This is a genomic window from Microbulbifer sp. HZ11 (assembly GCF_000708675.1).
Taxonomy (GTDB): domain Bacteria; phylum Pseudomonadota; class Gammaproteobacteria; order Pseudomonadales; family Cellvibrionaceae; genus Microbulbifer.
In genome coordinates this window covers 1,133,454-1,159,577 of sequence record NZ_JELR01000002.1, presented here as the reverse complement: position 1 = coordinate 1,159,577, position 26,124 = coordinate 1,133,454, and the positions used below count along the sequence as shown (strand labels likewise).

12 protein-coding genes are annotated in these 26,124 nt (G+C 53.5%); 8 read left to right on the top strand and 4 right to left on the bottom strand.

What is annotated here, in order from left to right; genetic code table 11:
• Positions 1 to 26: 26 nt before the first annotated feature.
• From tssC to tssH, 5 genes are all read left to right on the top strand, one after another.
• Positions 27 to 1,538 (top strand): type VI secretion system contractile sheath large subunit, encoded by a 1,512-nt coding sequence (gene tssC, locus AU11_RS12470; protein WP_081848096.1) that lies wholly within the window; start codon positions 27 to 29, stop codon positions 1,536 to 1,538.
• Positions 1,538 to 2,011 (top strand): type VI secretion system baseplate subunit TssE, encoded by a 474-nt coding sequence (tssE, locus tag AU11_RS12465; RefSeq protein ID WP_043319675.1) that lies wholly within the window; start codon positions 1,538 to 1,540, stop codon positions 2,009 to 2,011. Before tssC ends, tssE begins: the two co-directional genes overlap by 1 nt.
• Complete coding sequence (gene tssF, locus AU11_RS12460) at positions 2,011 to 3,840, top strand: type VI secretion system baseplate subunit TssF (RefSeq protein ID WP_043319673.1); 1,830 nt, start codon at positions 2,011 to 2,013, stop codon at positions 3,838 to 3,840. Before tssE ends, tssF begins: the two co-directional genes overlap by 1 nt.
• Entirely contained in the window at positions 3,804 to 4,943 is a 1,140-nt protein-coding gene (gene tssG / locus AU11_RS12455; RefSeq protein WP_043319672.1) for a type VI secretion system baseplate subunit TssG, read from the top strand. Before tssF ends, tssG begins: the two co-directional genes overlap by 37 nt.
• 110 nt (positions 4,944 to 5,053) lie before the next feature.
• Complete coding sequence (tssH, locus tag AU11_RS12450; protein WP_081848095.1) at positions 5,054 to 7,702, top strand: type VI secretion system ATPase TssH; 2,649 nt, start codon at positions 5,054 to 5,056, stop codon at positions 7,700 to 7,702.
• A gap of 125 nt (positions 7,703 to 7,827) precedes the next feature.
• Here the strand turns inward: tssH and AU11_RS12445 are convergent, their stop codons facing one another.
• The 4 genes from AU11_RS12445 to AU11_RS12430 form a co-directional block, all read right to left on the bottom strand.
• A complete protein-coding gene (locus tag AU11_RS12445) occupies positions 7,828 to 8,121 on the bottom strand; it encodes a PAAR domain-containing protein (protein WP_043319671.1) in 294 nt (97 codons plus the stop codon).
• Positions 8,122 to 8,145: 24 nt separating this feature from the next.
• Positions 8,146 to 8,721 (bottom strand): hypothetical protein, encoded by a 576-nt coding sequence (locus tag AU11_RS12440; RefSeq protein ID WP_043319670.1) that lies wholly within the window; start codon positions 8,719 to 8,721, stop codon positions 8,146 to 8,148.
• Between the two features lie 11 nt (positions 8,722 to 8,732).
• On the bottom strand, positions 8,733 to 10,637 hold the full coding sequence (locus AU11_RS12435) for a type VI secretion system Vgr family protein (protein WP_043319669.1): 1,905 nt from the start codon (positions 10,635 to 10,637) through the stop codon (positions 8,733 to 8,735).
• A gap of 251 nt (positions 10,638 to 10,888) precedes the next feature.
• Positions 10,889 to 11,377 (bottom strand): type VI secretion system tube protein Hcp, encoded by a 489-nt coding sequence (locus AU11_RS12430; RefSeq protein ID WP_043319667.1) that lies wholly within the window; start codon positions 11,375 to 11,377, stop codon positions 10,889 to 10,891.
• A gap of 604 nt (positions 11,378 to 11,981) precedes the next feature.
• On the opposite strand from AU11_RS12430, the gene AU11_RS17800 reads away from it, so the two are divergent.
• From AU11_RS17800 to AU11_RS12415, 3 genes are all read left to right on the top strand, one after another.
• Positions 11,982 to 14,597 carry a bifunctional serine/threonine-protein kinase/formylglycine-generating enzyme family protein gene (locus AU11_RS17800; protein WP_197023835.1) on the top strand — a complete coding sequence of 872 codons (2,616 nt, stop codon included), beginning with the start codon at positions 11,982 to 11,984 and terminating at the stop codon, positions 14,595 to 14,597.
• 56 nt (positions 14,598 to 14,653) lie between these two features.
• A complete protein-coding gene (locus AU11_RS12420) occupies positions 14,654 to 16,690 on the top strand; it encodes a ShlB/FhaC/HecB family hemolysin secretion/activation protein (protein WP_231491884.1) in 2,037 nt (678 codons plus the stop codon).
• Positions 16,691 to 16,762: 72 nt separating this feature from the next.
• Positions 16,763 to 26,068 carry a filamentous hemagglutinin N-terminal domain-containing protein gene (locus AU11_RS12415; protein ID WP_197023834.1) on the top strand — a complete coding sequence of 3,102 codons (9,306 nt, stop codon included), beginning with the start codon at positions 16,763 to 16,765 and terminating at the stop codon, positions 26,066 to 26,068.
• Positions 26,069 to 26,124 lie beyond the last annotated feature (56 nt).

Sequence of the window (26,124 nt, the reverse complement as noted above, 5' to 3'; positions counted from 1 at the left end):
CCCAAGGATCCCGGGGAGCTCTCGCCTTGTCTGCCGTCAATTCCAGCCCAACTACCGGCAGCGCGTCCGTACATTGCAATGAAAGTGCGCTTGAGGCCAACTGGCTAAAGGAGTTTCTTGACGAACCTGATGATCTTTTTGCTTTCGAGCTGTGGGTAAGTGCCCGTGGTGCCGGTGATACACAGCGCAGCACCAGTGTTCGGCAATGGATCAGTGGCGTCATCAGTGAGCTGGATATGCTGATCAGTGATCAGCTCAACCACATTATCCATGCGCCGAAATTCCAGCGGCTTGAAGCGAGCTGGAGAGGGCTTTCCCTGCTAATCCAGCAGACGCCGAGTGCTGACAATATCAAGATCAAACTGCTGGATCTGAGTTGGAAAGATTTGTCACGGGATATCGAGCGCGCACCGGATTTTGATCAGTCGGGCTTCTTCCATCTTATCTACAACGAAGAATTCGGTACGCCGGGTGGAGAGCCTTATGGGCTGTTGCTGGGTGACTACTATATTTCTCATCGTCCGTTTGACGGTCACCCCTACGATGATGTTTTCACGCTACAGGGAATCGCCCATACAGCGGCTGCCGCCTTCGCGCCGTTTATCTGCAGCGCCACGCCGCAGCTGTTTGGTGTGGATAGCTATGACGATCTTGCGAAACCCATGGATTACGGCGAGATTTTCCGTGAAAAACAGTACATCCGCTGGAACAGTTTACGCGATCTTGAGGATAGCCGCTTTATCGGGATCACCCTACCGCAGGTGCTGATACGGGAACCGCACACTGAGGGCTTTTCCGCATACCGCGGGCTGCGTTTTCGGGAGGATGTAGCGGCGACAGATAGTAAAAACTATCTATGGGGAAATAGTGTCTTCGCGCTCGGTGCTGTGCTGGTGCGGGAATTTGATGAGGTAGGTTGGTTCTCCCATATTCGGGGTGTCGCTCGGGATCACCTGGGGGGCGGTCTGGTGACCCAGCTGCCGGCTCTTGGCTACGGAGTGGACAGTCAACCACAGTTCCTCAAGATGTCGACCTCGATTCTGGTTACGGATTTCGTTGAGCGTGAACTGAGTGATCTCGGCTTTATATGCCTGTGTCACTGCTACGACACACCTTATAGCGCCTTTAACAGTGTACCTTCACTACAGAAGACCAAGCAGTACAGTTCCAAAGCTGCTCAGGCTAACGCTCGGATAAGCAGTATGCTACAGCAGATACTCTGTGCCTCCCGGTTTGCGCACTACATCAAAGTCATGATTCGCGACAAGGTTGGAGCCTATATGAACGCTGCCGATTGCGAGCGTCAGCTGCAACACTGGATGGATCGATATACCACGGGCCGCGAAGACCTGTCCTGGGAGATGCTTGCTCGCTACCCATTGAGAGAAGCCCGTGTGCGGGTGGTCGATGAGCCGGGCAAGGCGGGGAGCTATCAAAGTATTATTCACCTGAAGAGCCATTATACCGTCGACCACCTTGTATCCGAGTTGAAATTGACCACCGCACTTTCGCAAATCGGCGTGGGGGCTGCGAATTGATGGCCAGAGAAAAGCGCCTGATTGCGCCACTGCTGGACCGGTTGTTGGAGTCCTCGGAGCGGGTAGATCTGCATCGTCCCCATCAGGTGCTACGTCAGTTGCGCGAAGGGGTGAGACGGGATCTTGAATACCTGTTCAATACCCGGTATCGCTGCATTTCAGCCCCGGAAGAGCACGAACATCTGGAGGCATCGAATATCAATTATGGTTTGCCGGACCTCTCTACGGTAAACCTGACCTCTGCAGACAGCCGTAAACGATTCTGCCGGGACATTGAGCGCACGATACTCGATTTCGAGCCACGTATTCGCTCGGTCAAGGTATCCACTCAGGAAAAGATCGATGTGGAAGACCCCAGTATCCGCTTTCGTGTAGAAGCCGTATTGCATGTAAATCCCGCTGCCGAGGTGATCGTGTTCGACTCCACGCTGAACCCGGTAACCCAACTCGTGGATGTTTCGGAGATCCTGTAGTGAGTGAAAAGCTGATTGATTTATACGAGCGGGAACTGGCATTTGTACAGCAGAGTGCCGGTGAATTTGCGCGCCTGCACCCCGCCGCCGCTTCCCGACTGCAGCTCGATGCGGAAACAGTCGACGATCCCTTGGTCGGTCGGTTGCTGTCCGGATTCGCCTATATGAACGCGCGGGTGCAGCAAAAGCTCAACGACGATTTCCCTGAACTTACCGATGCAGTACTGGAAACCCTTTATCCACATTATCTGCGCCCAATACCCTCCTGTGCCATCGTCCAGTTTGAGGCAGAACCGGACCTGGATGCCATCGTGCATCTGGAAAAGGAGCTGGTGTTAGAAACAGAGAGCTTCCAGGGGCAGACCTGTCGTTTTAGCAGTTGCTATCCGGTTGATGTATCGCCGTTTCGCGTTGAATCTGCAACCTTGATGCCGCGGCCATTTATCGCGCCGGGGTGCAATGATATCCAGGGTGCCAACGGTGTTCTCAAGCTATCCCTGAAAACGTTTAGCAGCGAAGTGCATTTTTCCGAACTTGCGCCGGACTCGTTGCGCTTTTTTCTGCGGGGACTTCCCAGCCATATCTGCGAGCTCTATGACCTGCTGCTGACGAAGTGCGTTAAATTGGTGGTCGCAAATGGGGAAGGTGATCCCTCGCCGGTAATGCTTGAGGCCAACCGAATTGAACAGGTTGGGCTCGATAGCGATGAAGGATTGCTGCCTTATCCGGAAACCGCCTTCCTGGGCTATCGCCTGCTAACGGAATATTTCACCTTTCCGGAGAAATTCCAGTTTATTGATATCACCGGCGTGGCGGACGCCATTGATAGTCGCTATGGCGATACCCTGAACCTGTATTTCTATTTGTCGGAAACCCACGACGAACTGGAAAAACAGATGACCCAGGAGATGTTCGCGCTTGGCTGCACACCCGTCATCAATCTGTTTGAACAAAGTGCGGATCCGATCCCCGTGGATCACCGCCAGTACCAGTACCATGTGGTTGCGGATGTCCGCCGTACCGACGGTCTGGAAATTTATTCCATTGATGAGGTCAATGGCACTGATACCTCTGGGAATACAACGCGCTATCGCCCTTTCTACGGACTACAGCACAGCCAGTCGGGTAGTGCACAAAGTGCGTTCTGGTACGCGCGGCGTCGCGATGTGATTGAAGGGGAACACGGGAACGAACTGGCATCTGAGCTTGATATCAGCCTCGTGGATCTTGATTTCCGCCCTCTTGAGACCGCTGGCCAGACGCTGGATCTGAAGCTCACCTGCAGCAACCGAAACCTGCCAAAAAAGCTACCTACCGGCAATGCCCAGCCCTATCTAACCATTGTGGATGGCGATGCGCCAGCGCAACGGATCAGCTGTGTGGTGCCGCCTAGTGAAACCCTTCGACCACCGCGACGGGAGCGTAGCTATTGGCGTCTGATTTCGCACCTGAATCTCAATCATCTATCGCTGAGTGGAGAGGGTGGTTGCGACGCCTTCAAGGAAATACTTCGGCTTTACGATTTCCGCAATAGCGGAAGTACACGCAATCTGATTGAAGCTCTGCTTAAGATGGAAACCCGGCCGATTACCGCGCCCATACAGATTGATGGCAGCGTCGTGCTCTGTCGAGGCACAGAGGTCACGATTGTTCTGGATTCCATGATGCTCAAGGGTACCAGTGCGTTACTGTTTGCCAGTGTGATTGAACGATTCCTTGGACTTTACTGTTCGATTAATTCATTTACCCGGTTGATTGCAAAATTGAGTGGCCGGGATGGAGAGCTTAAGAGATGGCCACCGCGCGCAGGCGACAAAGCACTGGTGTAATAGAGCAGCTGCGCTCCGAACCTTACCGATTCGAGTTTTATCAGGCGGTGCGGCTTCTCGAGTCTGCGATTCTCGCACCGGGTAAGGATTCACCCTACGGCTCTGGTCGGCTTGGTACAGCCACACCACCTTCACGAGAATTTCTGCGCTTCAAGTCGCAGTCATCACTGTCTTTTATCAGTGCCGATATTCTGAAGCTACATCGTCGATCGGCGTCGGGTGGTGCAAAGGGTAGTGATACCGACGCTGAAAAGTGGGAGATGGAAGTCGGTTTTACGGGCCTGATCGGCAGTCAGGGCGTACTGCCGTACTTTATGACCGAGGTAGTGCAGCAGGAGTTAAAAGAGAAGAATGCTGCTCTAAAAGATTTTCTCGATATCTTCAATCATCGACATGTGTCGCTGCTATATCGTGCCTGGCAGAAATATCAGCTGCCCGTGAACTACGAGCAATCGCGCCTGCGGCGTGACAAAGAGCCGGATCTGTTCTCTCAGGTCATCGCGTCGGTTGCGGGCCTGGGTACCAGTGAAATGCGGTACCGTCTGCCTATTCCAGACGACGCACTGCTGGGCCTGGCCGGACACTTGGGCCGTCAACAGTGTTCCGCCACGGGGCTTGCGCAGATGATACGGCAGTTTTTTGCTCTCAATGTGTCCATCGAGCAGTTCCAGGGGCAATGGGATGAGTTACCCGAGGATGTACTTACGCGACTGCCGTGTGCGGAGCAACCTCTTGGGGTTAATAACCGCCTGGGTGTTGATACCATCATGGGGACACGCTGTTTCCAGGCGCAGAATAAATTTCGTGTAGTGATCGAACCGATGGATTACGACACGCACATGGCCATGGCTCCCGGTGGGCGTAAGCTGGAAGCGTTGAAGTCTTTCATCCAGCTAAGTGCAGGCGTAGAGATGGATTTTGAAATCTCTGCGACCCTATTCACCGACGATGTCGCACCGGTGCAGTTGTCCGATCAGGCGGCAACACAGCCTCTGCTCGGCTGGAATACACATATGTCCACAGAGCCCGAGACCAGTGAGCCGGTATATATCAGTTTGAGTGCCGATCAGATGTCGCCTGATGAAGCGCTGCCGTCGGCATGATTCATAGCTGTTTGTAGTCAGTACATCCAAGTCTGAAAGGAAACCGCCGTTACGCAGAAGCGTGATTACTTGTCGCTTTCGAAACGGATTACCAAAAAAGGGAAAACTCTATGATCAACATCGATCTTAAGCGCCTGGTAGAAACCATGACGCCGCACATGCGCGAGTCGCTGGAAGGAGCGGCTGGTCTTTGCCTGGCGCAAAGCCAATACAACGTGGAAATCGAGCATTGGTTGTTGAAGTTGCTGGATCAATCCGACACCGATCTGTTTCACCTACTCGAAAAGCACGATGTAAATCCTTCCCAGTTCGCCAAACAATTGGCAACTGCTATTGCAGCCTTCAAATCCGGAAGCAGTCGCCCCGCAGCACTTTCTCCCGCGATCGTTGAAGCTGCGAAAAACAGCTGGATGCTCGCATCTATTGATTTCGGGCACCGGGTGGTGAGTTCCGGGCATCTGCTGGCTGCGCTGCTACTGGAGGAAACGGCCCGTCGCCAGGTGCTGGAAAGTTGTCCGGTACTGAAAAGCATCGCACCAGAGTCAATTCGCGAGACCGCCCGTGCGATGTTCGGACAGAGCGCTGAATCCCATCACCTGAGTGTCGCCGCAGAAGGCGGTGAAGCGGCTGCAGCGGCGGTTATGGCCAGCAAAGCGCCGGCCCTGGATAAATATACCGTCAACCTCACCGAGCGCGCGCGCAACGGCGAAATTGATCCGGTATTGGGGCGTGACGAAGAGATACGTCAGTGTGTCGATGTCCTGACTCGCCGCCGGCAAAACAACCCGATCCTCACTGGCGAGGCCGGTGTCGGAAAGACCGCAGTGGTCGAGGGCTTCGCCCTGCGTATTGCCAATGGTGATGTGCCAACACCGCTGCGTGATGTTGCAGTGCGCACCCTGGACCTGGGTCTGTTACAGGCTGGCGCCAGTGTAAAAGGCGAGTTTGAAAATCGCCTGAAGTCCGTGATTGAAGAAGTGCGCGCGTCAACCACCCCGATTATTCTGTTTATCGATGAAGCACACACCATGATCGGTGCGGGCGGCAAGGAGGGGCAGGGGGATGCAGCCAATCTGTTGAAGCCTGCATTGGCGCGGGGTGAACTGCGCACCATCGCGGCAACAACCTGGGCCGAGTACAAGAAGTACTTCGAGCGGGATCCGGCGTTAACCCGTCGATTCCAGGTCGTAAAGGTGGAAGAGCCAGACGAAATCAAGGCTATCGATATGATGCGGGGCATTGCGTCCAGCTTGGAGTCCCACCATAAAGTCCGAATTCTGGATGAGGCAATTGTTGCGTCGGTAAAATTGTCTCACCGTTATATTCCGGGCCGACAGTTGCCAGACAAATCCGTCAGCCTGCTGGATACCGCTTGTGCGCGGGTTGCGCTGAGCCAGTCGGCAACACCGGGCGCTATCGAGGATGCTCAACGAATTATCGCTGGCGCCGAGCGCACTATGGAAAAGCTGCGTCGGGAAAATGCCGCCACTGGTAGCCATGAAGATTCATTGGCCGCGCTGCAGGCAGATAAAGAAGCGGCAGAGCAGCGTCTTGCGCAGCTCCAGAATCAACATCAGCAGGAACTAGAGCTGATCACGCAGATCCGCGCCCTGCGGGACCAGATTGACGAAGCGTTTGCTGTGGAGGCCACATCAGATGAATCGCTGCTTGCCGATCTCAAACAGCAGCTGCAGGAGCTGACAGCCCAGTTACAGAGTATTCAGGGCGACACGCCTTTGATGCAGCCGGAGGTCGATGAACAGGCTATTGCCGCGGTAATCGCCAACTGGACCGGAATTCCCGTCGGGAAAATGGTCGCCGATGAAATTCACGCAGTACAGAGCCTGGCAGAGCGTTTGAATCAACGTGTCATCGGTCAGCCACACGCGCTGGAAGCTGTCGCGCAAGCGATCCGAACATCCCGCGCCGGACTCACCGACCCGCGCAAGCCGGTCGGTGTCTTTCTGTTCTGTGGTACCAGTGGTGTGGGAAAAACCGAAACCGCCCTGGCGCTCGCGGATACACTGTTTGGGGGCGAGCAGAATATTACTACCATCAATATGTCTGAGTTTAAGGAAGAGCACAAAGTATCCATGTTGCTCGGCTCTCCTCCCGGTTATGTGGGGTATGGCGAGGGTGGTGTCCTGACAGAAGCAGCGCGGCGTAAACCCTACTCCGTGATCCTTTTGGATGAGATGGAAAAAGCACATCCCGGTGTGCAGGATATCTTTTATAACCTGTTCGATAAGGGCACCATTAAAGATGGTGAAGGGCGTGATATCGATTTTAAAAACACCGTCATCATCATGACTTCCAATGCCGGAGAAGACGCAATTCGCGCGATCTTTAATCAGGTGGAAGAAAAACCGGAGCCTGAGGTGCTGCTGGATAATATCCGGCCGCACTTATTGCAGAAATTCAAACCGGCATTTCTTGGGCGAACCAATGTCATCGCATACTATCCGCTGGATGACGAGAACCTGGTGGAAATCTGCAAAATCAATATGCGTCGTATCGAGAACCGTGTGAAAGAACACTATGGGGCGGAGTTCAGCTACGAAGACGATGTGCTAATCAGCATTGTTGCCCGTTGCCAGGAGGCAGACACCGGGGCGCGGAATATTGAAGTCATACTCAATCGCACCGTGTTGCCGGCGCTGGCGAGCGAGTGCCTGGATCGAATGGCCCGTGGTGAGGACGTCAAACGGATACATATCGGTGCAACGGAAGAGGGCGAATTTGAATATCAGGTGAGCTAGGAAGCTGTTTGAGCATGTAATCATTCAGGTGTTGAGCAGCTCCCCGGTCTGGTACCGGGGTCTTGCCTGAAGTCGAAAAGGCCGTGCATCATCCCTGGGATGGACACGGCCTTCTTTTTACTCTCTTAACCGCCCACCAGAACGGTAGGGCAGCCTATGACAATCTTGCCGCCGTGACTGGTCGAGTCGCCCATGCGGGCTGCCGGCTTGTTGGCGATCAGTACGGTGGTGCTGCCCATGACAATGTTGTCTGGTGGCCCGACGCAGGTACAGGTACTGCCCATCGTTGCGGCAGGCATACCGCCAATCAGCACGGTGGGGCTCCCTGGTGAGACGATTGGCCCTCCGACATGGGGAACTGTGCCGGTTACCATGGGGCAAACGTGCATGTCTGTGAGACGTGAAGCGGGCTTTCCCATTGTTGAATACTCCTGGCTACTTGGTTAGCCGGCTTTTCCGTTACCGCCGCGGGCGAGATCGAGGCCCTGCTGTAGATAGCGCTCGAAGGGTTGTTCGGGGTTCACGGGATCAAGCATCACCGCTGCCAAGGAAACACTACCCGCGACAGCATGGGCATACAGGTGTTCCGGTGCTTCCACCACGGGCTCATCGGGTCCTGCCATGCTCCCATGGCACCAGCTGGCCGCGGTGGCGGCCCAGCTCGCCGGTGTCTTGTATTTGGTGGCTTCCCCCATCTGTTTGCAAATCAGGCGCCGTTCTTCGCTGGGTTTCTTGACCCAGTTTTCTGCGGCCATCAGCGCTTTGCGATTATTTTCATCGGTCTCCGGTGTCTCGATATCGCGGGTGCACAGGCAGGCCCACCAGACGGCTTCCCGTTTCGGAAGGCCACGGGCAAGCAGTTTGACTGCATCGCCATAGCATGCCGCTTCCATCAGGCGCAGGATGCTGATCTCCGGTGCGGTATCCAGAACCAGGTGCGGCTGCCCTTCTTCACTGATTTCAATGTCCTGTAACAACTCTTGCGCGGTTGTTGCCTGAACTTTCACCAGGTCAGTCATAATGTGTTCCGTCAGTTAATCTTGGTGACGCCGCCTTTGAGTGTCAGTATCCCACCGGCCTTCATTTCCGCCATGGAGTCGCCCTTGCAGGTTAGCATGGTGCCTTTGATCTCAATACCCGATGGTTTGATGGAAATACTGTTGCCGCCCACTTTCAGGTCGATGGATGTCTTGGAGGTGATTTTAATGGCTCCCATCACATCAATGGTCTGTTTCCCACTTTTCACCTTGAGGGTGTGATCGCCGGAATTGAGAGTCACTGACTGACTGCCCTCGATATCCGTCTTCTGATCGCCCTTGCCGAGCGTAATTGTTTCATTACCTTCGGTTATGGTAATGGTGCGGTTATTTTTGATTTCCAGCGTCTGATCATTATCAATCTTTCCTGTTTGATCATTATTGATCAGAAAATTGTGATCCTTGCCGGCTTCCATATAGATTTCTTCGCTGTTCTTTTTGTCGTCGAAGCGAAGTTCGTTGAATTTGCTGTCCTTGATCTGTGTTTTCCAGCCGCTCTGAGTAGCGGTGTACTGGGGGCCAGGATTATTGCTGTTGAACACTGCGCCTGTCACCAGTGGTCGATCAAGGTTGCCGTTGATATAGCTCACCACCACTTCCTGACCGACCCGGGGGACAAAACTGGCTCCCCAGTTCTTTCCTGAAAAAGACTGCAACACCCGAATCCAGCAGCTATTTTGCTTGGAGTTCCAGGGAAATTTTACTTTGAGTTGAGTGTATTCGTCCGCAGAACCGGAGGAGTCTGTGGCCTTCACCTCAACTACGGTGGCCACCTGTGGTGCATGGGACCTGTTCAGGTTGCCGAAAGGTACCGGCCGCGGCATGACCTTCTCGGGGATACAGGTGAATGTATTGCTGAACTGGGAGTCTTCGCTGTTACTGTCTTTCGCTGATAGCCGCAACGAGGTGATGAGATACTTGCCTTTTTCACTTTTCAGCGAATGTGCCAGCTCAAATCTACCCCCAGCGCAGAGTTCGCCGCAGTCACTGGTGCCGCGCGCTATATCAAAGCCCGCTTCCAGTGACTCGACCGCATGCTCGGTGAGCGTTTTGTGGTGGCTGTCTTGAAATACGTGGGTTCCATCTGATTTCGGTTCGAAGTGATTTCGACCGTACAGGCTCTGGATATAACCTTTTACGTTATTCAGTTTGCTCGCCGTTGATACATTCTGGCTATTGTCTTTGTCAGGAGTATATTCGTTGTAATCTTTAAACTCGAAACCACCACCGTGGTAATTGAACTCGCGCTGCCAGCTACGTACGGAATGCATGGTTGGATGGCTGCCGCCTCCATCGTACTCAAGTTTTTCGGTGCGACAGTCGTAAAAGTGCTTGCTGTCGTCACAAAGAACAAGCTCGTGTTTGCCGTCAGATTGCAGGAAGTAATAGGCAATTCCTTCTTCAGAGAGGAGTCGGCTGATAAACTGAAAATCGCTTTCATTGTGTTGTACACAATATTCGCGTTTCAGAAAATTTTTGTTGCACTTGCTGCTGAACGTGACCACTCCGGCGTGCTCTTTGAGCACTTCCTTGACGATAGTGAGTGCGCATTTGCTCTCGAAGATACGATTCTGCCCAGCCAGTGTAGTGAACCAGAGGCCTGGTTGAATGACTGCGGTATATTCCCGCAGCCCCTCTGCGTTCACGTCGAGCATGGAAAAATGTGTCACGTAGCCGTTGATGTATTTTTCCGCATCACCGTGTTGGATCGTGGCGGTAAATAACTTTCCGACGATCTTGTCCTGGGTGATTTCGTGGTCGTCCGACATCAGACGGAGCTGGTAGCGATAGGTATTGGAGATATGCTCTTCGCCAGAAATGGCGGTGGCGATAAATACATCTTTTCCGATCGGACAATCCGTCCGGATCATGCGATTGTCTTGATTGATTGAAGACATATCAGCCCCAAGTCCTTGTCGGCGCCGGGGTTCTCATGCTGGAGCCCCTGAAGCGAAATTCCCTGTGATTACGACCCTGTTACCTGGAAATCGCCGGTATCTTGGCGCCCTCAGGACGTATTCGAGAAAGGTTGTATAGCAAAGTCAAATATCAGTAAAACAGAAAAGCCGGGCTTGACAGCCCTCTGCTGCTAAGCCCGGCTCTTCGCGCCGACCGCTGAACGAAATGTCGCAGTCTGCGATTGACCAGATTACAGCGGAGTTGCAGTAGTAAGGTCGTATCCAACACGCATGTTTTTCGGGTTTTTGTTGGTTTTGTCCGCGTGGTTGAGGTCCGCTTCGATCTTGGCGAAACTCAGAGAGATGGACTCAGCGGGTGCACCACCTGCGGCAGCAGAGATGCTGTAAGAAGAGATCAGTACATCTTCCAGAGTATAAACAGCGAACTTCTCTACAGAGTTGGCGCCGGTCTGAACTACATGGATCTCGACTTTGACACCTTCGTCGCCGGTAACGGAAGACTTGAACAGACCGCCGGAAGCAGCATCAATACGCTTGGTCACGGTAACTTCGCTCAGGCTTGGGCGAGTGGCTTCACGGTTGGCTACTGCGCCTGCTTCCATGGAGATACCACGGCCTACACCGAAGTTGAAGCTGTCAACTTCAATCCAGTCTTCATAACCTTTTGCAGTTACGTTACCGGCTGGCGCCTTGTTATTGAAGTTCATGTAGATAGCCATTTTTAATCCCTCAATATGGTATGGATCGTTGGTGGGGTTTCCTTTTCCACCGCGACAGCAGCAGTTCAAGGAGCGCCGAAATTGGCGGGCGAGTTGGATTTAAGCAGAGCCAAAATCAAAATAAAACCTTCTTTATCAATTATTAAATCGACTCTGGCACTAATTTTCTGCGCATTCTATACGACCTCCACAGTACCGGCTGAGCGCTCCAATTTGACTCTGGCACGAATAAATGTGCTCGTGAAACGGAAAAATCTGCTTTGGATGGCCGCTGGATTGGATGGTGTATCGCCTCCCCGGATTGGTACTTTCGTACCGCTCACCTCCAGCATTGTTGGTACGATGGTTTTAGTTGGGGTCAAATTGGTATCGACTCACCAGTTATGTAACGAATTGTAATAGGAAATCGGGTAAAACCTTGCTGCATTCAATTGTTGGCGCATGAGCCCTTCGATATACTTTGCGGCCTTCGGGCATGGCCCCACTTCTATGTTTGCGCTCCCGGAAATCACTAGGCGCGATGCAGGTTATCGGTAAAACGTGGGCGATGAAAAATTATACCGGCGAGAGGATCTGCCGCTGAGTTTACACCAGGGAGATGGTTGTGAATGACAAGACCCGCATAATCCAGAAAGCTGCGGAAAACCTGTCGGCCTGTGACGATTCAGATGTCACAGTATTTGTTGGCAATGAAAATACGGGTGCCAACGACCATCCGCCCATTGGTGGGAATCCTGGTCTGGTACCCGCAAGTGCTGGCGATATAACTGGCGAGGTAACTTTGGCGACAAAAGGCATCGCTGGAGCCCTGGACGGACTCGATGCTACTGTGATTGTCGATTCTGGAGGTGTGCCGGATGCGCTTCCCCGTCCGCGGGAGGCGGTGCACTTCGAACCGTCCACATCCCGTGAAGGTGCAGTAACCAAAACGATCATCAAAGGCCGTTTCGAGCTGGATAAATTGCTTGGTGTGGGTGGTATGGGCGCCGTTTACAAAGCCCTTGACCGCCGCAAGCTGGAGGCGAGCGACAGCGACCCTTATGTTGCGATCAAGCTCCTTAACGAAGATTTTCAGAAGCATCCCGATGCGTTTATTTCGCTGCAGCGCGAGGCACGAAAATCCCAGACCCTCGCTCACCCCAATATCGTAACCGTTTACGACTTCGATCGCGAAGGCGACCGCGTCTTCATGACGATGGAGTTTCTTGAGGGGGCTCCCCTCGACAAGTTGCTCCGAGAGCATGCGGATGTGGGTCTGGAGAAAGAGCGCGCAGAGGCTATCCTGCGCGATGTTTCCCAGGCGCTGATCTATGCGCATTCCCATCGCATCGTGCACTCGGACTTCAAGCCCGGCAACATTTTCGTTACCACAAAAAAGGGTGCGAAGGTGATTGACTTTGGTATTGCGCGAGCGGTATCCGAAGGTGGAATTGCAAGTAAGGCCGGTGAAAAGACTATTTTTGATGCGGGTACTCTGGGGGCGCTAACACCTGCTTATGCAAGTCTGGAGATGCTCAAGGGTGGGGAGCCCAAACCCAGTGACGATGTCTTTGCGCTCGGCTGTGTCGCCTATGAGTTGTTTTCCGGTAGACATCCCTACAACAAAATACCTGCGGATAAGGCCTTTGAGCAAAAGCTCAGGCCCAAACGTATTCGCTCCCTCACCCGTCGTCAGTGGCGTGCTCTAGAATCTGCGCTCGCTTTTCATCGCGAGGACCGTACGGATACTGTCGAACGGTTTGTTCAAGCGTTTTATGGGAAAACAGGGTGGAAGTGGGCTTTCGGCACACTGTTTGCGGCAACACTGGTCGCAGGCGGTATCGGATACAACCATCTTGAGCAGGAAAACGCCGCCGAACAGCAGCGCGTGAAGGTCGAGCTTGAGAAAAAGCTGGAGCAGGAACTGTTGCAGCGCCGGATCGCGGACAAGAAAGAAGCTGTTAAGCGCCTGCTCGGTCTCAGTGTGCTTACTCCAACCTGGGAGCGCGATTTGCGCACCGAGCTTCAGGAATACACCAAGCTGAATCCTGCCGATGAGGACTTTGGTGAAACGGTACACCGCGCTGTATCTGACCTGTTTATCGCTGCGGCGACGGGGCAGTTGAATCTCGGCAATCTCGAGCCTGCGGAAGAGATGTTGGGGCGCGCTGCAAACTGGAATGAGAATGTTGCGGGTGCCGAGACCATTCGTGCCCAATTGAATCAGGAGCGTGAGGAATTGCGCCGCAAGCTGGAAGAAGAGCGGTTGGCGGCGGAGCGTGAGGAAGAGCGTTTGCGTCGTGAAGCACTACGCGCAGAGCAATTGCGCATCGCTGAGGAGAAGCAACGACAAATCGATATAGTACTTGATGATATGGAAAGCACGTTGAAGTGTGATTTCAATATCAACCTCCCTCTGATCGGCGATACTCTGACCCGCCTTGCCTCAATTGACCCTACCAAAGCTCAACTACTGCGCCCTGTAGTGGGTGAAGAGCTCGCAGGCTGTTTTGGGCAGCTTGCGTTGAAGAGCCCAGCAAACACAGCTGCTTTGCTTGAAGATGCCCGCGCCATGTTGCCCAAGCAGGAAGTGCTCGCGAGTCTCGATATTGACTACTGTGCACATCTGCGGCCCGGAAGTGGTGCCCGTGGCGATCGCTATAGCTGCGCAGACCCTATGGCATCAGGTGGTCAAGGCCCTGAAATGGTGGTGGTTAACGGAGGCTCCGGCCGCCCGCTCGCGGTAGGTAAGTTTGAGGTAAGTGGTGGCGAATTCTCGGCATTCTGTGTCGCCACTGGAAGCTGTTTGCCCGTGCCGGCGAACGATGCGCAGCTTCCCGCACATAACCTCGAGTTGAGCCAGGTAGAGGCATATCTCAACTGGCTGAGTCAGGAAACCGGACGTCACTACCGCCTTCCTACTGAGCGGGAGTGGTTTGCGGCGGCAAGTGCCAACGGGGAGCCGGAAGTTGCTGATCGCAATTGCTACCTGCGCTATGGCGGAATCGAGAAAGGCGCTGAGTTAGTTCCTGTGCACACCGGGACAGCGAATCCCTTCGGTATTGTCAATGCGGTGGGTAATGTGCAGGAGTGGGTGTTCGATATGGATGACAATCTGATCGCCGCCGGCGGCAGTCGTCAAGACCCCATGAGTCGTTGCCTTGCCACCTCGAAAATGTTCCACGCTGGTGGTGCTGACCAGATCACGGGATTCCGCGTTGTGCGTGATCTAACCCGGTAGTGCTACCGGGGTGGAAAAGGTTGTCTTCAGTTAATTAAACAAAACGAATAATAGCAGTGCGCAGTTTCACCTTGGCGCTGCAGGATTTTGCGAAAGGAATTCCGGGGGGATCCGTGTCTTCATTAAACAAGGAATGGTTATGCGCTGCATTGGCAGGTGTAATGGCAGTTGCATCACATGTGGAAGCACAACAAAGCGACTCCAGCTTTCGCAGTCGTGTGCGACAGGCCTTCGAGCAGGATGTGCCCCACGTCAACGATGAAGATGTCGCTCGGGAATTTGAGCGCCGTGCACAGGAAGCCCGCGACCCCAATCTGGATACGGATATACCTGAAGTTTCGGGCCGGGAAATCGGTCCCAGAATTTCTGTCAAGGAGTTCCGCTTTCACCGGCTGGAGGAGTATCCGGAATTTGGTATTGACCGTGAAACCGTCGAGGCCAAGGCGGAAGCGTTACGTGTCAAATACATGAAAGAGGATAAGATCGTCGCTGCGGGTTATACCGTCGATAACCTTAAGGAAATTGCGTTGCTTCTCGACGGCATGGGCGCACGTTTTGCGCCAGAGAACTTGGGGCCGCGGGAGCTGCGCAAGCTTGTTAATACATTGGAAAGGCAAAACGCGCAGCGTGGTCTGAGCTACGTCGATCTGGAGGACATCGCCGCCGAACTGACCCGGTTTTACCGACAGCAGGGGCTGTTTTTGGCGCAGGTCCAGATTCCGGCGCAGGAAGTGCAAGATGGCGTGGTGACCTTTTCGGTACAGGAGGGGGTGCTCGGCCAGGTATCCGTGCACGACAATCAGAAATATGGCGAGAAGCAGCTTGCTGCAGCTTTTTCCTCGCAAAAGGGTGAGTTGGTTAATCATGAGAGCATTGAAGAGTCTCTTTATCTGCTAAACGACCTGCCGGCATTGAACGTCACCGGTTACTTCAGCCCTGGCGATAACCCGGGTGAGACTCGGCTAAATCTCAAAGTGAGGGATGAGAGTGACTGGCGCCTGGTAACCCGTATGGATAACCATGGTTCTACCTTTACCGGTGATAACCGAATTTTTACGTCGGTGGACTGGTTCAACCCCCTGGGGATTGGTGATGAACTCACCGTGGGTTACTTGAAGTCCTCCGGTATTGATGAGTTTGATTCTGGCTTTGGTTCAAACCTGGGTCAGCTTAAATACAGCCTACCCTTATTGAACCCTCGAACACGAGTGCAGCTGTCTGCAGATTACAATAAATTCAAGATTTATAATCCCGAAGATGAAAATGACTTTATTAATCTGCTCGAGCTGGAAGGTATTAATGAAAATTATGGTTTGAATTTCGAGCATAAGTTTCGGCGCTCACGGGACTTCAATATTACCGGCAACGTAGCGGTTACTGACAAGAAAACTGAAATCCTTGCGGCGACGCCAATCCTTGAACGTTGGGATCATGCACTTGGAGGAGAGGTCGGTATCTATCTGGATCGGCTCTCTGGTGGCAGCATCCCGATGCTGAACGTAATCAATGCAAAAGTACAGTACGGTGAGCTCACCAGTTACTCTGGCGAGACGGACCTGGAAACTGATTCCGAGTTTGAAAAGTTTGCTGCGGAAACCAGTTCCTTACTGTTTTTGCCAATGCCACTGACCGACTCACAGTCTCGCCTGATCATAAAGAGTCGCTGGCAGTATAGCGAAAATACGCTGCCGTCATTTGAGCAGTTATCTCTTGGTGGTGCCAACGGCGTGCGCGCTTTTGATGTGCGCGATTTTTCAGCCGATCAGGCTGCATTACTTTCTGCCGAATGGTATCCATCCTTCCCTGATGTGATTAACCCAATAATTTTTGGTAATCGCCTGAACGATATGCTGCAAGTGGCGGTTATTGCTGATGCTGGTTACGGCGTGGTGAATAATTTTGAATCTGACTTGAACAACGATTGGGCAGCTCTCGCAGGAGCTGGTTTCCTGTTTAAGTTCAGCTGGAGTGAAAGCTGGGTTAGCCAGTTGTCAGTGGCGTGGCCAACAACTTCAAAATCTTCGGTAGACGGCACTGGAGACAATGCCGATACGCCAACCTTATACGCAGACTTCTCCTACTTCCTGCAATAAACAACATTCAAATTTAATGGTATCGGCAGCGCTACAGCGCCGCCATGGAGCTAAGTGGCAAGAATCATGAATATGAAAAGAAATTTGCTGTCTGTTGCGGTGAGTCTGGCGGGGCTGATGAGTGCCACCGTGGCGCATTCTGTAGAAGTTGGAAATATTGGAGACTTCACCACTGACGACGCTGTTACCTTCGACGACAGCGATAAACATCAGGTGGACGACGAAAGTTTTTCCAAAATTAGTATTGACGGCAAGTTTGCCAAACTCGACTGGGAAACATTCAATATTGCTCAGTCGGAAGGGCTGTATTTTGACTTCACCGCTGTTGCAGATGGAAGTTTTGATGCGTCTTCCGTGGTGATCAATAAGGTGCAGAATGGTACCACCAGCATTGCGGGTTGGTTGGGCTCAGACGGTCATGTGGTATTGATCAATCCCAGGGGCGTTCTGTTCGGACAGGGGGCTTCCGTTAATGTGGCTGCACTGACGGCCGCGGCTATGGAAGGCGATATTGACAGTGGCTCTGGCGATTTCGCTTTCAATTTGATAGATCCATCGAGTATATCCAGTGAAGATGGCGAGTCCAGATCAGTAACTGTTGAGGCTGGCAGTGTGATCAGGGCCGGTCGGGGTATCACACTCATTGGTGAGAGCGTTAAGAATTCAGGTCTGTTGTCTACTGCACAAGATCAGGGCGAGTTGGTTGGCGGTAATATCAATATTCATACCGGCGGTCGCGTCACGCTGAGCCTGGGTGGCGATGGGCTGATCGGTGTAGAAGTAGAAAAAGAGGCTCTTGATGATGAGTTTGATGCCGCTTACGAGATTCTGAATTCCGGCACGGTGGATGCTGTACAGGTAGTAATGAAGGCTGGCGCTGCTGATGGTATCTACAGCGCAGCTGTGAATAACACCGGTATTGTTCAGGCAACGGGTATCGAGACCTCCGGTGGGAAAATCACTCTCGGAGCCTTCGCTGGTGATTCGATATCCGCAAGCGTTTCCAATAAAACCGGAGATACGGCTGAGGAAGTTGGAAAGCTTCAAGTTAGTAATGGCACGGTAGAAAAAGCGAATGCTGGTACTATTGATATTGTCGCGAAAACTATCGAACTGGGTGATGGTAGTGCGTTGTTAGCAGATGCCAAAGCCATTACCGATCCGGGTACCGGTGATGCGATCGCTGTCAACGGCGGCGATATCACGGTCGCGGCAACCGAAAGCCTTGCCGTTGATGGAACCATCAATGCTTCCGGAAGTGACTCGGGAAGTACTGGCGGAACCGTCAAAACTACTTCCGAATCGACTATTTCTATTGCCTCTACCACATCCGTCGATACTGTCAGTGATGACGGACTATCTCAGGGTGGCGAGTGGTTGATCGAAGCATCAAGCGTGACGCTCGACACTTCAGCTTCAAGCGTTGTAGGTACGGCACTCGAAAATAATAAGTCAGTTACAGTTGCAACGTTTTTTGGAGCGCTCAACGTCGACGGTAGTGTGGGCTGGTCCTCTGACTCATCGCTGAATCTTGTGTCTGAAGACATCGTAGGGCTGGCCACGGCACAAACAGTAACAGCTAGTAACGGCACCTTGAACGTAATAGCTGCTAGTGGTTTTACCAATAACGCAGCTGTTAGTGTCAATGATTTTTCGTTGGAAGTGGGGGCGTTTGGAGCTGAAGAGCTGGATTCTCCTACGGTTAGCGTTCTCGGAAATATCCAGTCTGTAAACCCATTCACTATAACGAACTCCGGTGGTAATCATTACTTTAATGTCAGCGCAATTTCCTCATTTTCAGAAATTGAATCGAGCGGCGGTGTAACAAGCCTTAAAAGTGACTCGGCGAGTGTTGCAACGATCACAAATGCTGATGGTGTGGTGGTCGGTGCAGGGGTCACACTCTTTGGGAATAATGGAACTGATGGTATTGACGACGATGTGTTTTTCCTAAATGGCTCTGGGAATATCGAATACAGTGGAGTGATTTTTGAAAACCTCGATACGGTGGATGGTCTCGGGGGCAAGGATGCTATTAACGCTAGTACCTTCAGTGGGGGAATCGGTCTGACCGACACCACCGGCCAGCTGGACGCCGGTGGTCTAGTCATTACCAGAATCACCGAGATCACGACCGAAACATTGACCGGCACCACAGGCCAGGAAGTTTTCGACCTGGCTGCCGGAAACACCCTGACCGTCGACACTTACGACGGGTTTAACTTCCTCGGTGTTGCGAAACTGAACGGCAACGGTGGCTCCGACAGGTTTAACAGCACTGCCGGTGGGGACTGGGTGCTGGCAGAAAATCTGGCTAGCGTTACCCACGATCACGAAGTAGATAGTGACCTTAACATTGTTGGCGTCGAGACATTTACCGGCGGTTCAGGAAACGTTATCGGTGATGTTAATAGCTATTTCTTCGATGTGGACAGTGGAACCTCCGTTACCGTTGCCAATAACGCGGAGTTTGATGGCACTCAATTGATATTCAGTGGCATCAGCAAAGTAGAGTCTAATGGTGAATTGAATGCGCTGGATCTATCGGAAGTCTATCTTAAAAAAGATGATGGCGATGTTGCGGCAGATGTATTTGTCGACACCGCTAGTGACGATAGCGGGATCAAGTTTATTGGCCTATCTGGCGTTGAAGTCGCACAGATAGATACGAGACAGGCCGGCGGTATCGCCTTGTCAGTGACCGGTAATGGGGTGGCAGAGTTTACGGATATAAATCTGGAAGCCAGCAGTCTTACCGGTGTGATCGGGGCTTCCGGAAATAAGCTCTACTCGACCGGTGATTGGACCGTAATTGACGATGGTGCGAATAATAATGGTATTGATTTCACCGGTATCTGGGAAGTTGAGTCGCTCGGTGCGGATCTAACGGCCGGAAAGGATATCGAAAATAATTTCTCAATCAGTAGCGATGGTTATGTCGGTATCCATGGGATGCTGTTTAAAGATTTGGCGAAGGTATCCCCCGGCGCTGGATCGAGCAGTAGTCATCTGAGTGCCTCTGATTACGAATATGGAGTTGTAATTGGAGCTGCGAACGACAGTGTTGCGCTGTTGACAGATGCAGCAGCTAGTACTGGGACAGTATTCTTCGGATTAAGTACGGTTACCACTGATGTGCTCTCGGCACGCAATGCGGTCGGTACTGCCATATTCACTATTAAAAATGGTGGTTCGAAGGGTGATTACTTTGACGTCAGCACTAGTAATATCGAGTTTTATGCTTTAAAAACAGTTCAGGGTACCGAAAACGGAACAGAGGTTATAGGTTGGGGCGATAGCTGGACCCTGAATAGATCTGAGCAAGCTGAGCTTTTCTTCTCAAGTGGCTCCGGCGTGGATGTTTACGATTTCGATACCATCAATACTGACCGCGGTACGCTGGAGTTCAATATTGGTGAGCGTTTCACGCTTGAGTCCGATGGCGACGTTGTTGTCGCAAATACGACTTTCAGTGATCTTGCCTTTTTGCAGAGAGGTTCGGGTTTTGTCGTTGGCACTGCAGGTAATCCTTCTCTGGACGCCAGTGCCTACTCAAATGGATTGGTGCTCACCGATACCGAACTGGAAGTGGTTGCCGGCACCCTGGAAATTTCCGACATCTCCAGTATTACTGCCAATAAGTTGACCGCGTCTACAACAGCGGAAACACAACACGACTTCGTGATCGGCTCCAGTGCCGGTTCGCAGACGGTAACAGTCAACAAAATGGATTTCAGTGCGCTGCAGGAGGTGATCTCCGATGGAAACGACAGTTTCTCTGAAAAAGCCTCCGGGTTGGCGGTATTGTATCTCGATGATGCGAGCGGCAGCGGAATCTACTCGCATCTCGCCGGGGCAGAAGACGAACCAGATTTCTCCGTCAGCAGCGGTATTCTTTTTTCTGACTTCGCGTCTACCAGTGTTGCCTCGGTTAATACTAATGGTCAGAGTGTCTCCCTGGATATAAATTCTTCGAACAATGCGGATCTCGCGAGGGATGCATTCACATTTACGGGGCTGTCGACTATCGCCGGGTCCGGGAATGACCAGGTCACAGGTTCCGGTATCTGGGCCCTGGGTGGCGATCATGTTCGCAATTCATTGATTGATTTCACTGGTGCATGGGAGGTTGTTGCCAGCGGCGGTCAACTGAAGGGCAGTACTGCTCAGGAAGTCTTTACCTTGCAGAGTGACGGAACTCTGACTGTTTCCGGATATACTGGATTTGAATTCAGTGATTTGGCGCTGGTTACTAAAGGGGCGAGTAGCGATAGTGTATCCAGTACCAGCGGTATCAACTGGGCACTGCTGGATGCAGATTCCGTAGAAAGCAGCAACGGCATCACCTTCGATGGCTTTGAGAACTTCAACACCATTGCAGCCACGCTGAGCGGTACCACAGGGGACGATGCTTTTACGCTGACCGGCAGTGCCGACGACGGCGCAACCGTGTCCTATGAAAATATGGCGTTTACCGGCCTGGTCGGTGTTGTCGGCAATGGCTCAACCTATGATGCCGTAAGCAACCCCGGCGTTGCCGGTGACCAGCTGGATGCCAGCGGCTACAGCGATGCACTGGCCCTGACTGGCACCGATGGCGAATTGCAGGTGGCCGGTACTCTGACCTTCAAAGGGCTGAATTCCGCGATCCTTGACCAGCTGACCGCAACCGATAGCGCCGACGTTTTTGAGGCTAGCGGTTCAGGTGCGCTGACAGCTGCCGCCATCAATCTTTCCGGGCTTTCCCGTGTGAACGGCGGTGGTGGCAACGACAAGCTGGTTGCCCAAGACACACCGACCATGGAAGACGGCTATGTTCGCAGCAGCGGTATAGACTTCTATGATCTGGGGGTTATTGATGCGAATGAAACCGCCACCCTGAACGCCACCAACAACAATGACATTATTGCCTTCGATGACCTGGGCAAGCTGACCGTTAATGGTATCGCCATTGAAAATGTCACAACCATTGATGCGCGCGGCGGTACCGACGACCGTGTCACCGGCATGTCGGGTCAGGACTGGCAGCTGCTGAGTGGCACCAGTGCCAAAAACAACGGCATCACCTTTCTCAACGCCGAAACCCTGGCAGCAGTCAGCGGTGGTCTGCTGGGCACCACCGGTCCCGACCGCTTCACGCTGAACACGGATGACAGTATCGATTTTGGCAGCATGACCATTTCCGGGATGACTTCCCTGAACGGCAATGGCGATGCGGATAGACTGGATGCCAGTGCCTTCGGTGCGGGTATCAGTCTCACTACCACCACTGGCCAGCTGAAAGCCGGTGAGCTGACCATCACCGGTATCACAGACATCACCACTGGCAAATTGACCGGCACCACAGATAAAGAAGTCTTCGATCTGGCTACCGGCAACATCCTGACCGTCGACACTTATACCGGGTTTATCTTCCGCGGTGTTGCGAACCTGGATGGCAACGGTGGCTCCGACAGTTTTAACAGCACTGCCGGTGGCGACTGGCAACTGGCAGAAAACCTGGCCAGCGTTACCCTCGATCGCGAATCGGATAGTGACCTCACTATTGCAGGTGTCGAAGTCTTCACCGGTGGCGCCGGGGTGATCAAAGGGCACAGCAGCGGGCACGACTTTGTGGTGACTGCTGACAGCGCGGTGACCGTTGATGGCACGCACCAGTTCAGTGGCATCAGTAGTGTGGATGCCGGTACCGGCGCGGATGACGTAGAAGCCATCGCCGGTGTTACCCTGGCTGGGACCGACGGTGCCTTTAATAGCAGTGAGATCGACTTTACCGGTATTGACAGTGCCACCGCGTCCGCGCTGCAAGGCAGCACCAATGCGGAAGTCTATACCCTGCAAGGCAGTGGTGCCGTCGAGGTTGCGGATATTGACTTCACCGGCGTGAGCAGTGTCGATGCCGGCACCGGTGTGGATCAAGGTGACCGGGTGGATTCCCGTGGAGGTCAGGGCTTTACCCTGAATGCGGACAATTCGGTGTTGCACGACGGTATCACCTTCAGCAATGTCGAGCATTTCACGGCCCCGAATGATGCCAACCTCAATGCCAGCGCCTTTGGTGCGGGCCTGGTGCTTACCGGCAGTGCGCGGGAAGTTACCGCAGGCAGCATCACCTTCAGTGGACTCACTTCCGCCAATACCGCGTCGCTCACCGGTAGCACGCAGAGTGATGTGTTTACTCTTACCAGTGACAGTATCACCGCCCGCCTGATCGAGTTCGACGGTGTTACCAGCGTGACCGCCGGTGGCACCGGCAATAGCGTTGATAGTGCCAGTGGTATCAACTGGGCGCTGCTGGATGCAGATTCCGTAGAAAGCAGCAACGGCATCACCTTCGATGGCTTTGAGAACTTCAACACCACTGCAGCCACGCTGACCGGTACCACAGGGGATGATGCTTTTACGCTGACCGGCAGTGCCGACGACGGCGCAACCGTGTCCTATGAAAGTATGGCGTTTACCGGCCTGGCCAGTGTTGTCGGCAATGGCTCAACCTATGATGCCGTAAGCAACCCCGGCGTTGCCGGTGACCAGCTGGATGCCAGCGGCTACAGCGATGCGCTGGCCCTGACTGGCACCGATGGCGAGTTGCAGGTGGCCGGTACTCTGACCTTTGCCGCACTGAACTCGGCTGTGCTGGCTGAGCTGGACGGGTCGGCAGGGGATGAAACTTTCGAGGTGACCGGTGCGGGCGCAATTACCGTGGCGGATCTTAATCTGACGGGGCTGAATCGGGTGAATGGTAACGATGGTACCAATACTCTGCGCTCCGCCGGTACGATAGATCTGAATGAGACCAACGATTTTGTCTTCGCGGAGGGTATCGAGTTTTACGATATCAAACAGCTCGACGTGGGCGCAGTTGGAGCTACCGACGATAGTGATGAAATCTGGTTCAACGCTGATGGCAATGTGATCGTCAATGGATTTGAGATAGTTTCCGAATCCACTCAGATAGACGGAAAAGGTGGTGTTGATACGGTTACCGGGTTCGATGGCGCAGACTGGACGATCGTCGGTGGCAGCAGTGCTGAAAATAACGGTATCACCTTCCTGAATGTAGAGATTCTCAACGCCTTGAGTGGTGGTGTGTTTGGTACAGACGGGGTAGATGCATTTGTTCTGAACAGTGCTGACAGTATTTCTGTAGGCGGATTGACCATCAACGACATGACATTTGTGGATGGTGTTTCTGCCGATAACTCTCTGGATGCCAGCGCCTACAATGGTGGGCTGACATTGTCTGATACTGCTGGAGAGGTGTTTGCGGGCTCGCTTAGCCTCAAGGGTATCAAACAGGCGACCACTGACACCCTGACAGGTAGCGCGGGAGCAGATAGTTTCGCGCTCGCCAGCGACGGCTCGATCGAGGTCGCCGGGATAGCGTTTCAGGGTGTGACAAAACTTGCTGGTGGCGCTGAGGGGGATAGCTTGAGCAGTTCCATCGGCGCGGACTGGCAGTTGGCGGAAGAGGTTGCGAGCCTGCAGCACGGTGACTTGTTGATCTCAGGTATCGAGCGGTTCGCCGGGGGCTCTGGTCGCATTGTCGGAAATGACAGCGGGCATACCTTTGCGGTCATCGATAACGGTGCTCTGACTGTAGATGGCATTCAATTCTCCAATGTAACCGCTGTCGATGGCGGTATTGGAAGCGACGATGTCACTGCGATCTCCAGCGTGCAGCTGGCGGGGGTGGACGGTGCGTTCACAAGCAGTGAGATGGCGTTTACCGGAATTGAAAGTGTGAGCGCCTCGGAGCTGGTTGGCAGTGCCACCACTGAAAGGTTCGTGCTGAGCGATGGCGGTATCACCGTCGCGGGTATGGGATTCAGTGGTGTAGAGAGCGTCGATGCCGGCGGAGGCACAGATGTTGTCACCGGGGATGATGTTCTCTGGCGTTCGCTCGAGCGCGATGCTGCACTCGTTGAGGGTGCTGCAGTTGCCACTGTCGACTCCCTCACGGTGCTGTTCGAAAACCTAGAACAGGTGGAAGCTACTGGCGCTTACACCGGCCCGTCATTCGGCGCGGACTATTTCATGACCGGTCCGCAGAATCTGCAGATGGGTGGGGTGAGCTTCGCCGGAGTGGATTCCATCACCGCGGGCAGCGGCAGCGATACTCTCCACGGTTTTGACGCCGATATGAGTTGGACTCTGGGCGCCAGCGGTGGCAGTGTTTCGGATGCGCAGGCTTCGGTGAGCTTCAGTGGGTTCGAGCAGATTGTCGCCGGTGGTGGCAACGACGCTTTCCAACTGGATGGGGGAAGTTTGGTATCCCTGGATACTGGTGCTGGGGATGACACTGTGGTCATGGGCGGCACACTACTGGATAACCTGCTGTTGGGCGCCGGCGACGATGTTTTGCAGATAATGGCCGGTAGCCAGCCCACGCAACTGGCCGGGGGATCTGGTAGCGACCAGTTGGTGATGCAGTTAGCCGCGCAGCAGCAGTGGCAGATTCGCGGTAACTCGGATGCACAACACCTGGTGGGAGACTTTGTCTTTACAGGGTTTGAGTCTCTGCAGGATACCGCGGGAGGCCTGAACCTGGTTTCCAGTCAGCAAATGGACTTCACCAACGTTAGTGGTGCTGCGGGCATCGAGTTTAATGGCGGTGATATGGCGCTGGAATACGGCGCTGCAGGCGATGTGGTCCTCGTCAGCAGTACCACAGAAACCATTGGTGGCTTCCTTAAGGCTGGCGGCGCCGACCTTACCCTGGCCGGTGATTTGGATATTGAATCTGATCTCGAGTCGCTGTCATTGCGCTCAAGCGGGGGCGATATCGATGTGTCGATTGTGGAGAGCGATGATCTGGTGATCGGAAAGCTCGATGTGGGGCGCGGCAACCTATCCTTGGCCAGCGCCAATTTTGGCTTGCTGACCGCCGAGAGTTTCCGCGATACGCACATTACAGCCGGAACCGCGGTTATTGGTACCGAGCAGCAACGCTGGGGCAATATCGGTACGGTAATCAACCCCTTGCGATTCAATGTCACCGAGTCTGTGGATATCGTCGCGCTGTTTTATTATGAGCCGGCGTTCGAGGGGCATATGCCACTGTTTACCGCGATCGGTAACAAGGGCGTCTCCATCGCTAGTACCGAGACCACTCAGGGACTGAAGTCGGCGGTGCAGAACCCGGTAGACGACATCGCGCAACTGGACCCGGGCATTTTCAGCGAGGTGGCTCCCTACAGCCTGGGTATCGACGTATTGAACCTGCCGGAGGTACGCCTGCACGGTGGCGAGCTGCAGCCGTTGGATGGCTCGGATGACGACGAGGAAGAGCGGGAGGAGAGTGCGCAGGTAACGGGTGGCGCGGTGTTGGAAAGCGCCATGCTGGAGCCTCTTCCGGTCGCTGTTGGTGGCCGCTAAATAAAGCGGGGAGGGCGTCTTTTGATGCCCTCGGTTGACCTGCCGGCAGCGGTGGT

What these genes read in the sequence shown, in the direction of transcription:
- AU11_RS12435 (WP_043319669.1), bottom strand. Translation starts at nt 10,637, where the DNA reads ATGTCTTCAATCAATCAAGACAATCGCATGATCCGGACGGATTGTCCG.
- AU11_RS12430 (WP_043319667.1), bottom strand. Translation starts at nt 11,377, where the DNA reads ATGGCTATCTACATGAACTTCAATAACAAGGCGCCAGCCGGTAACGTA.
- AU11_RS12415 (WP_197023834.1), top strand. Translation starts at nt 16,763, where the DNA reads ATGAAAAGAAATTTGCTGTCTGTTGCGGTGAGTCTGGCGGGGCTGATG.
- tssE (WP_043319675.1), top strand. Translation starts at nt 1,538, where the DNA reads ATGGCCAGAGAAAAGCGCCTGATTGCGCCACTGCTGGACCGGTTGTTG.
- tssH (WP_081848095.1), top strand. Translation starts at nt 5,054, where the DNA reads ATGATCAACATCGATCTTAAGCGCCTGGTAGAAACCATGACGCCGCAC.
- tssG (WP_043319672.1), top strand. Translation starts at nt 3,804, where the DNA reads ATGGCCACCGCGCGCAGGCGACAAAGCACTGGTGTAATAGAGCAGCTG.
- AU11_RS12445 (WP_043319671.1), bottom strand. Translation starts at nt 8,121, where the DNA reads ATGGGAAAGCCCGCTTCACGTCTCACAGACATGCACGTTTGCCCCATG.
- AU11_RS12440 (WP_043319670.1), bottom strand. Translation starts at nt 8,721, where the DNA reads ATGACTGACCTGGTGAAAGTTCAGGCAACAACCGCGCAAGAGTTGTTA.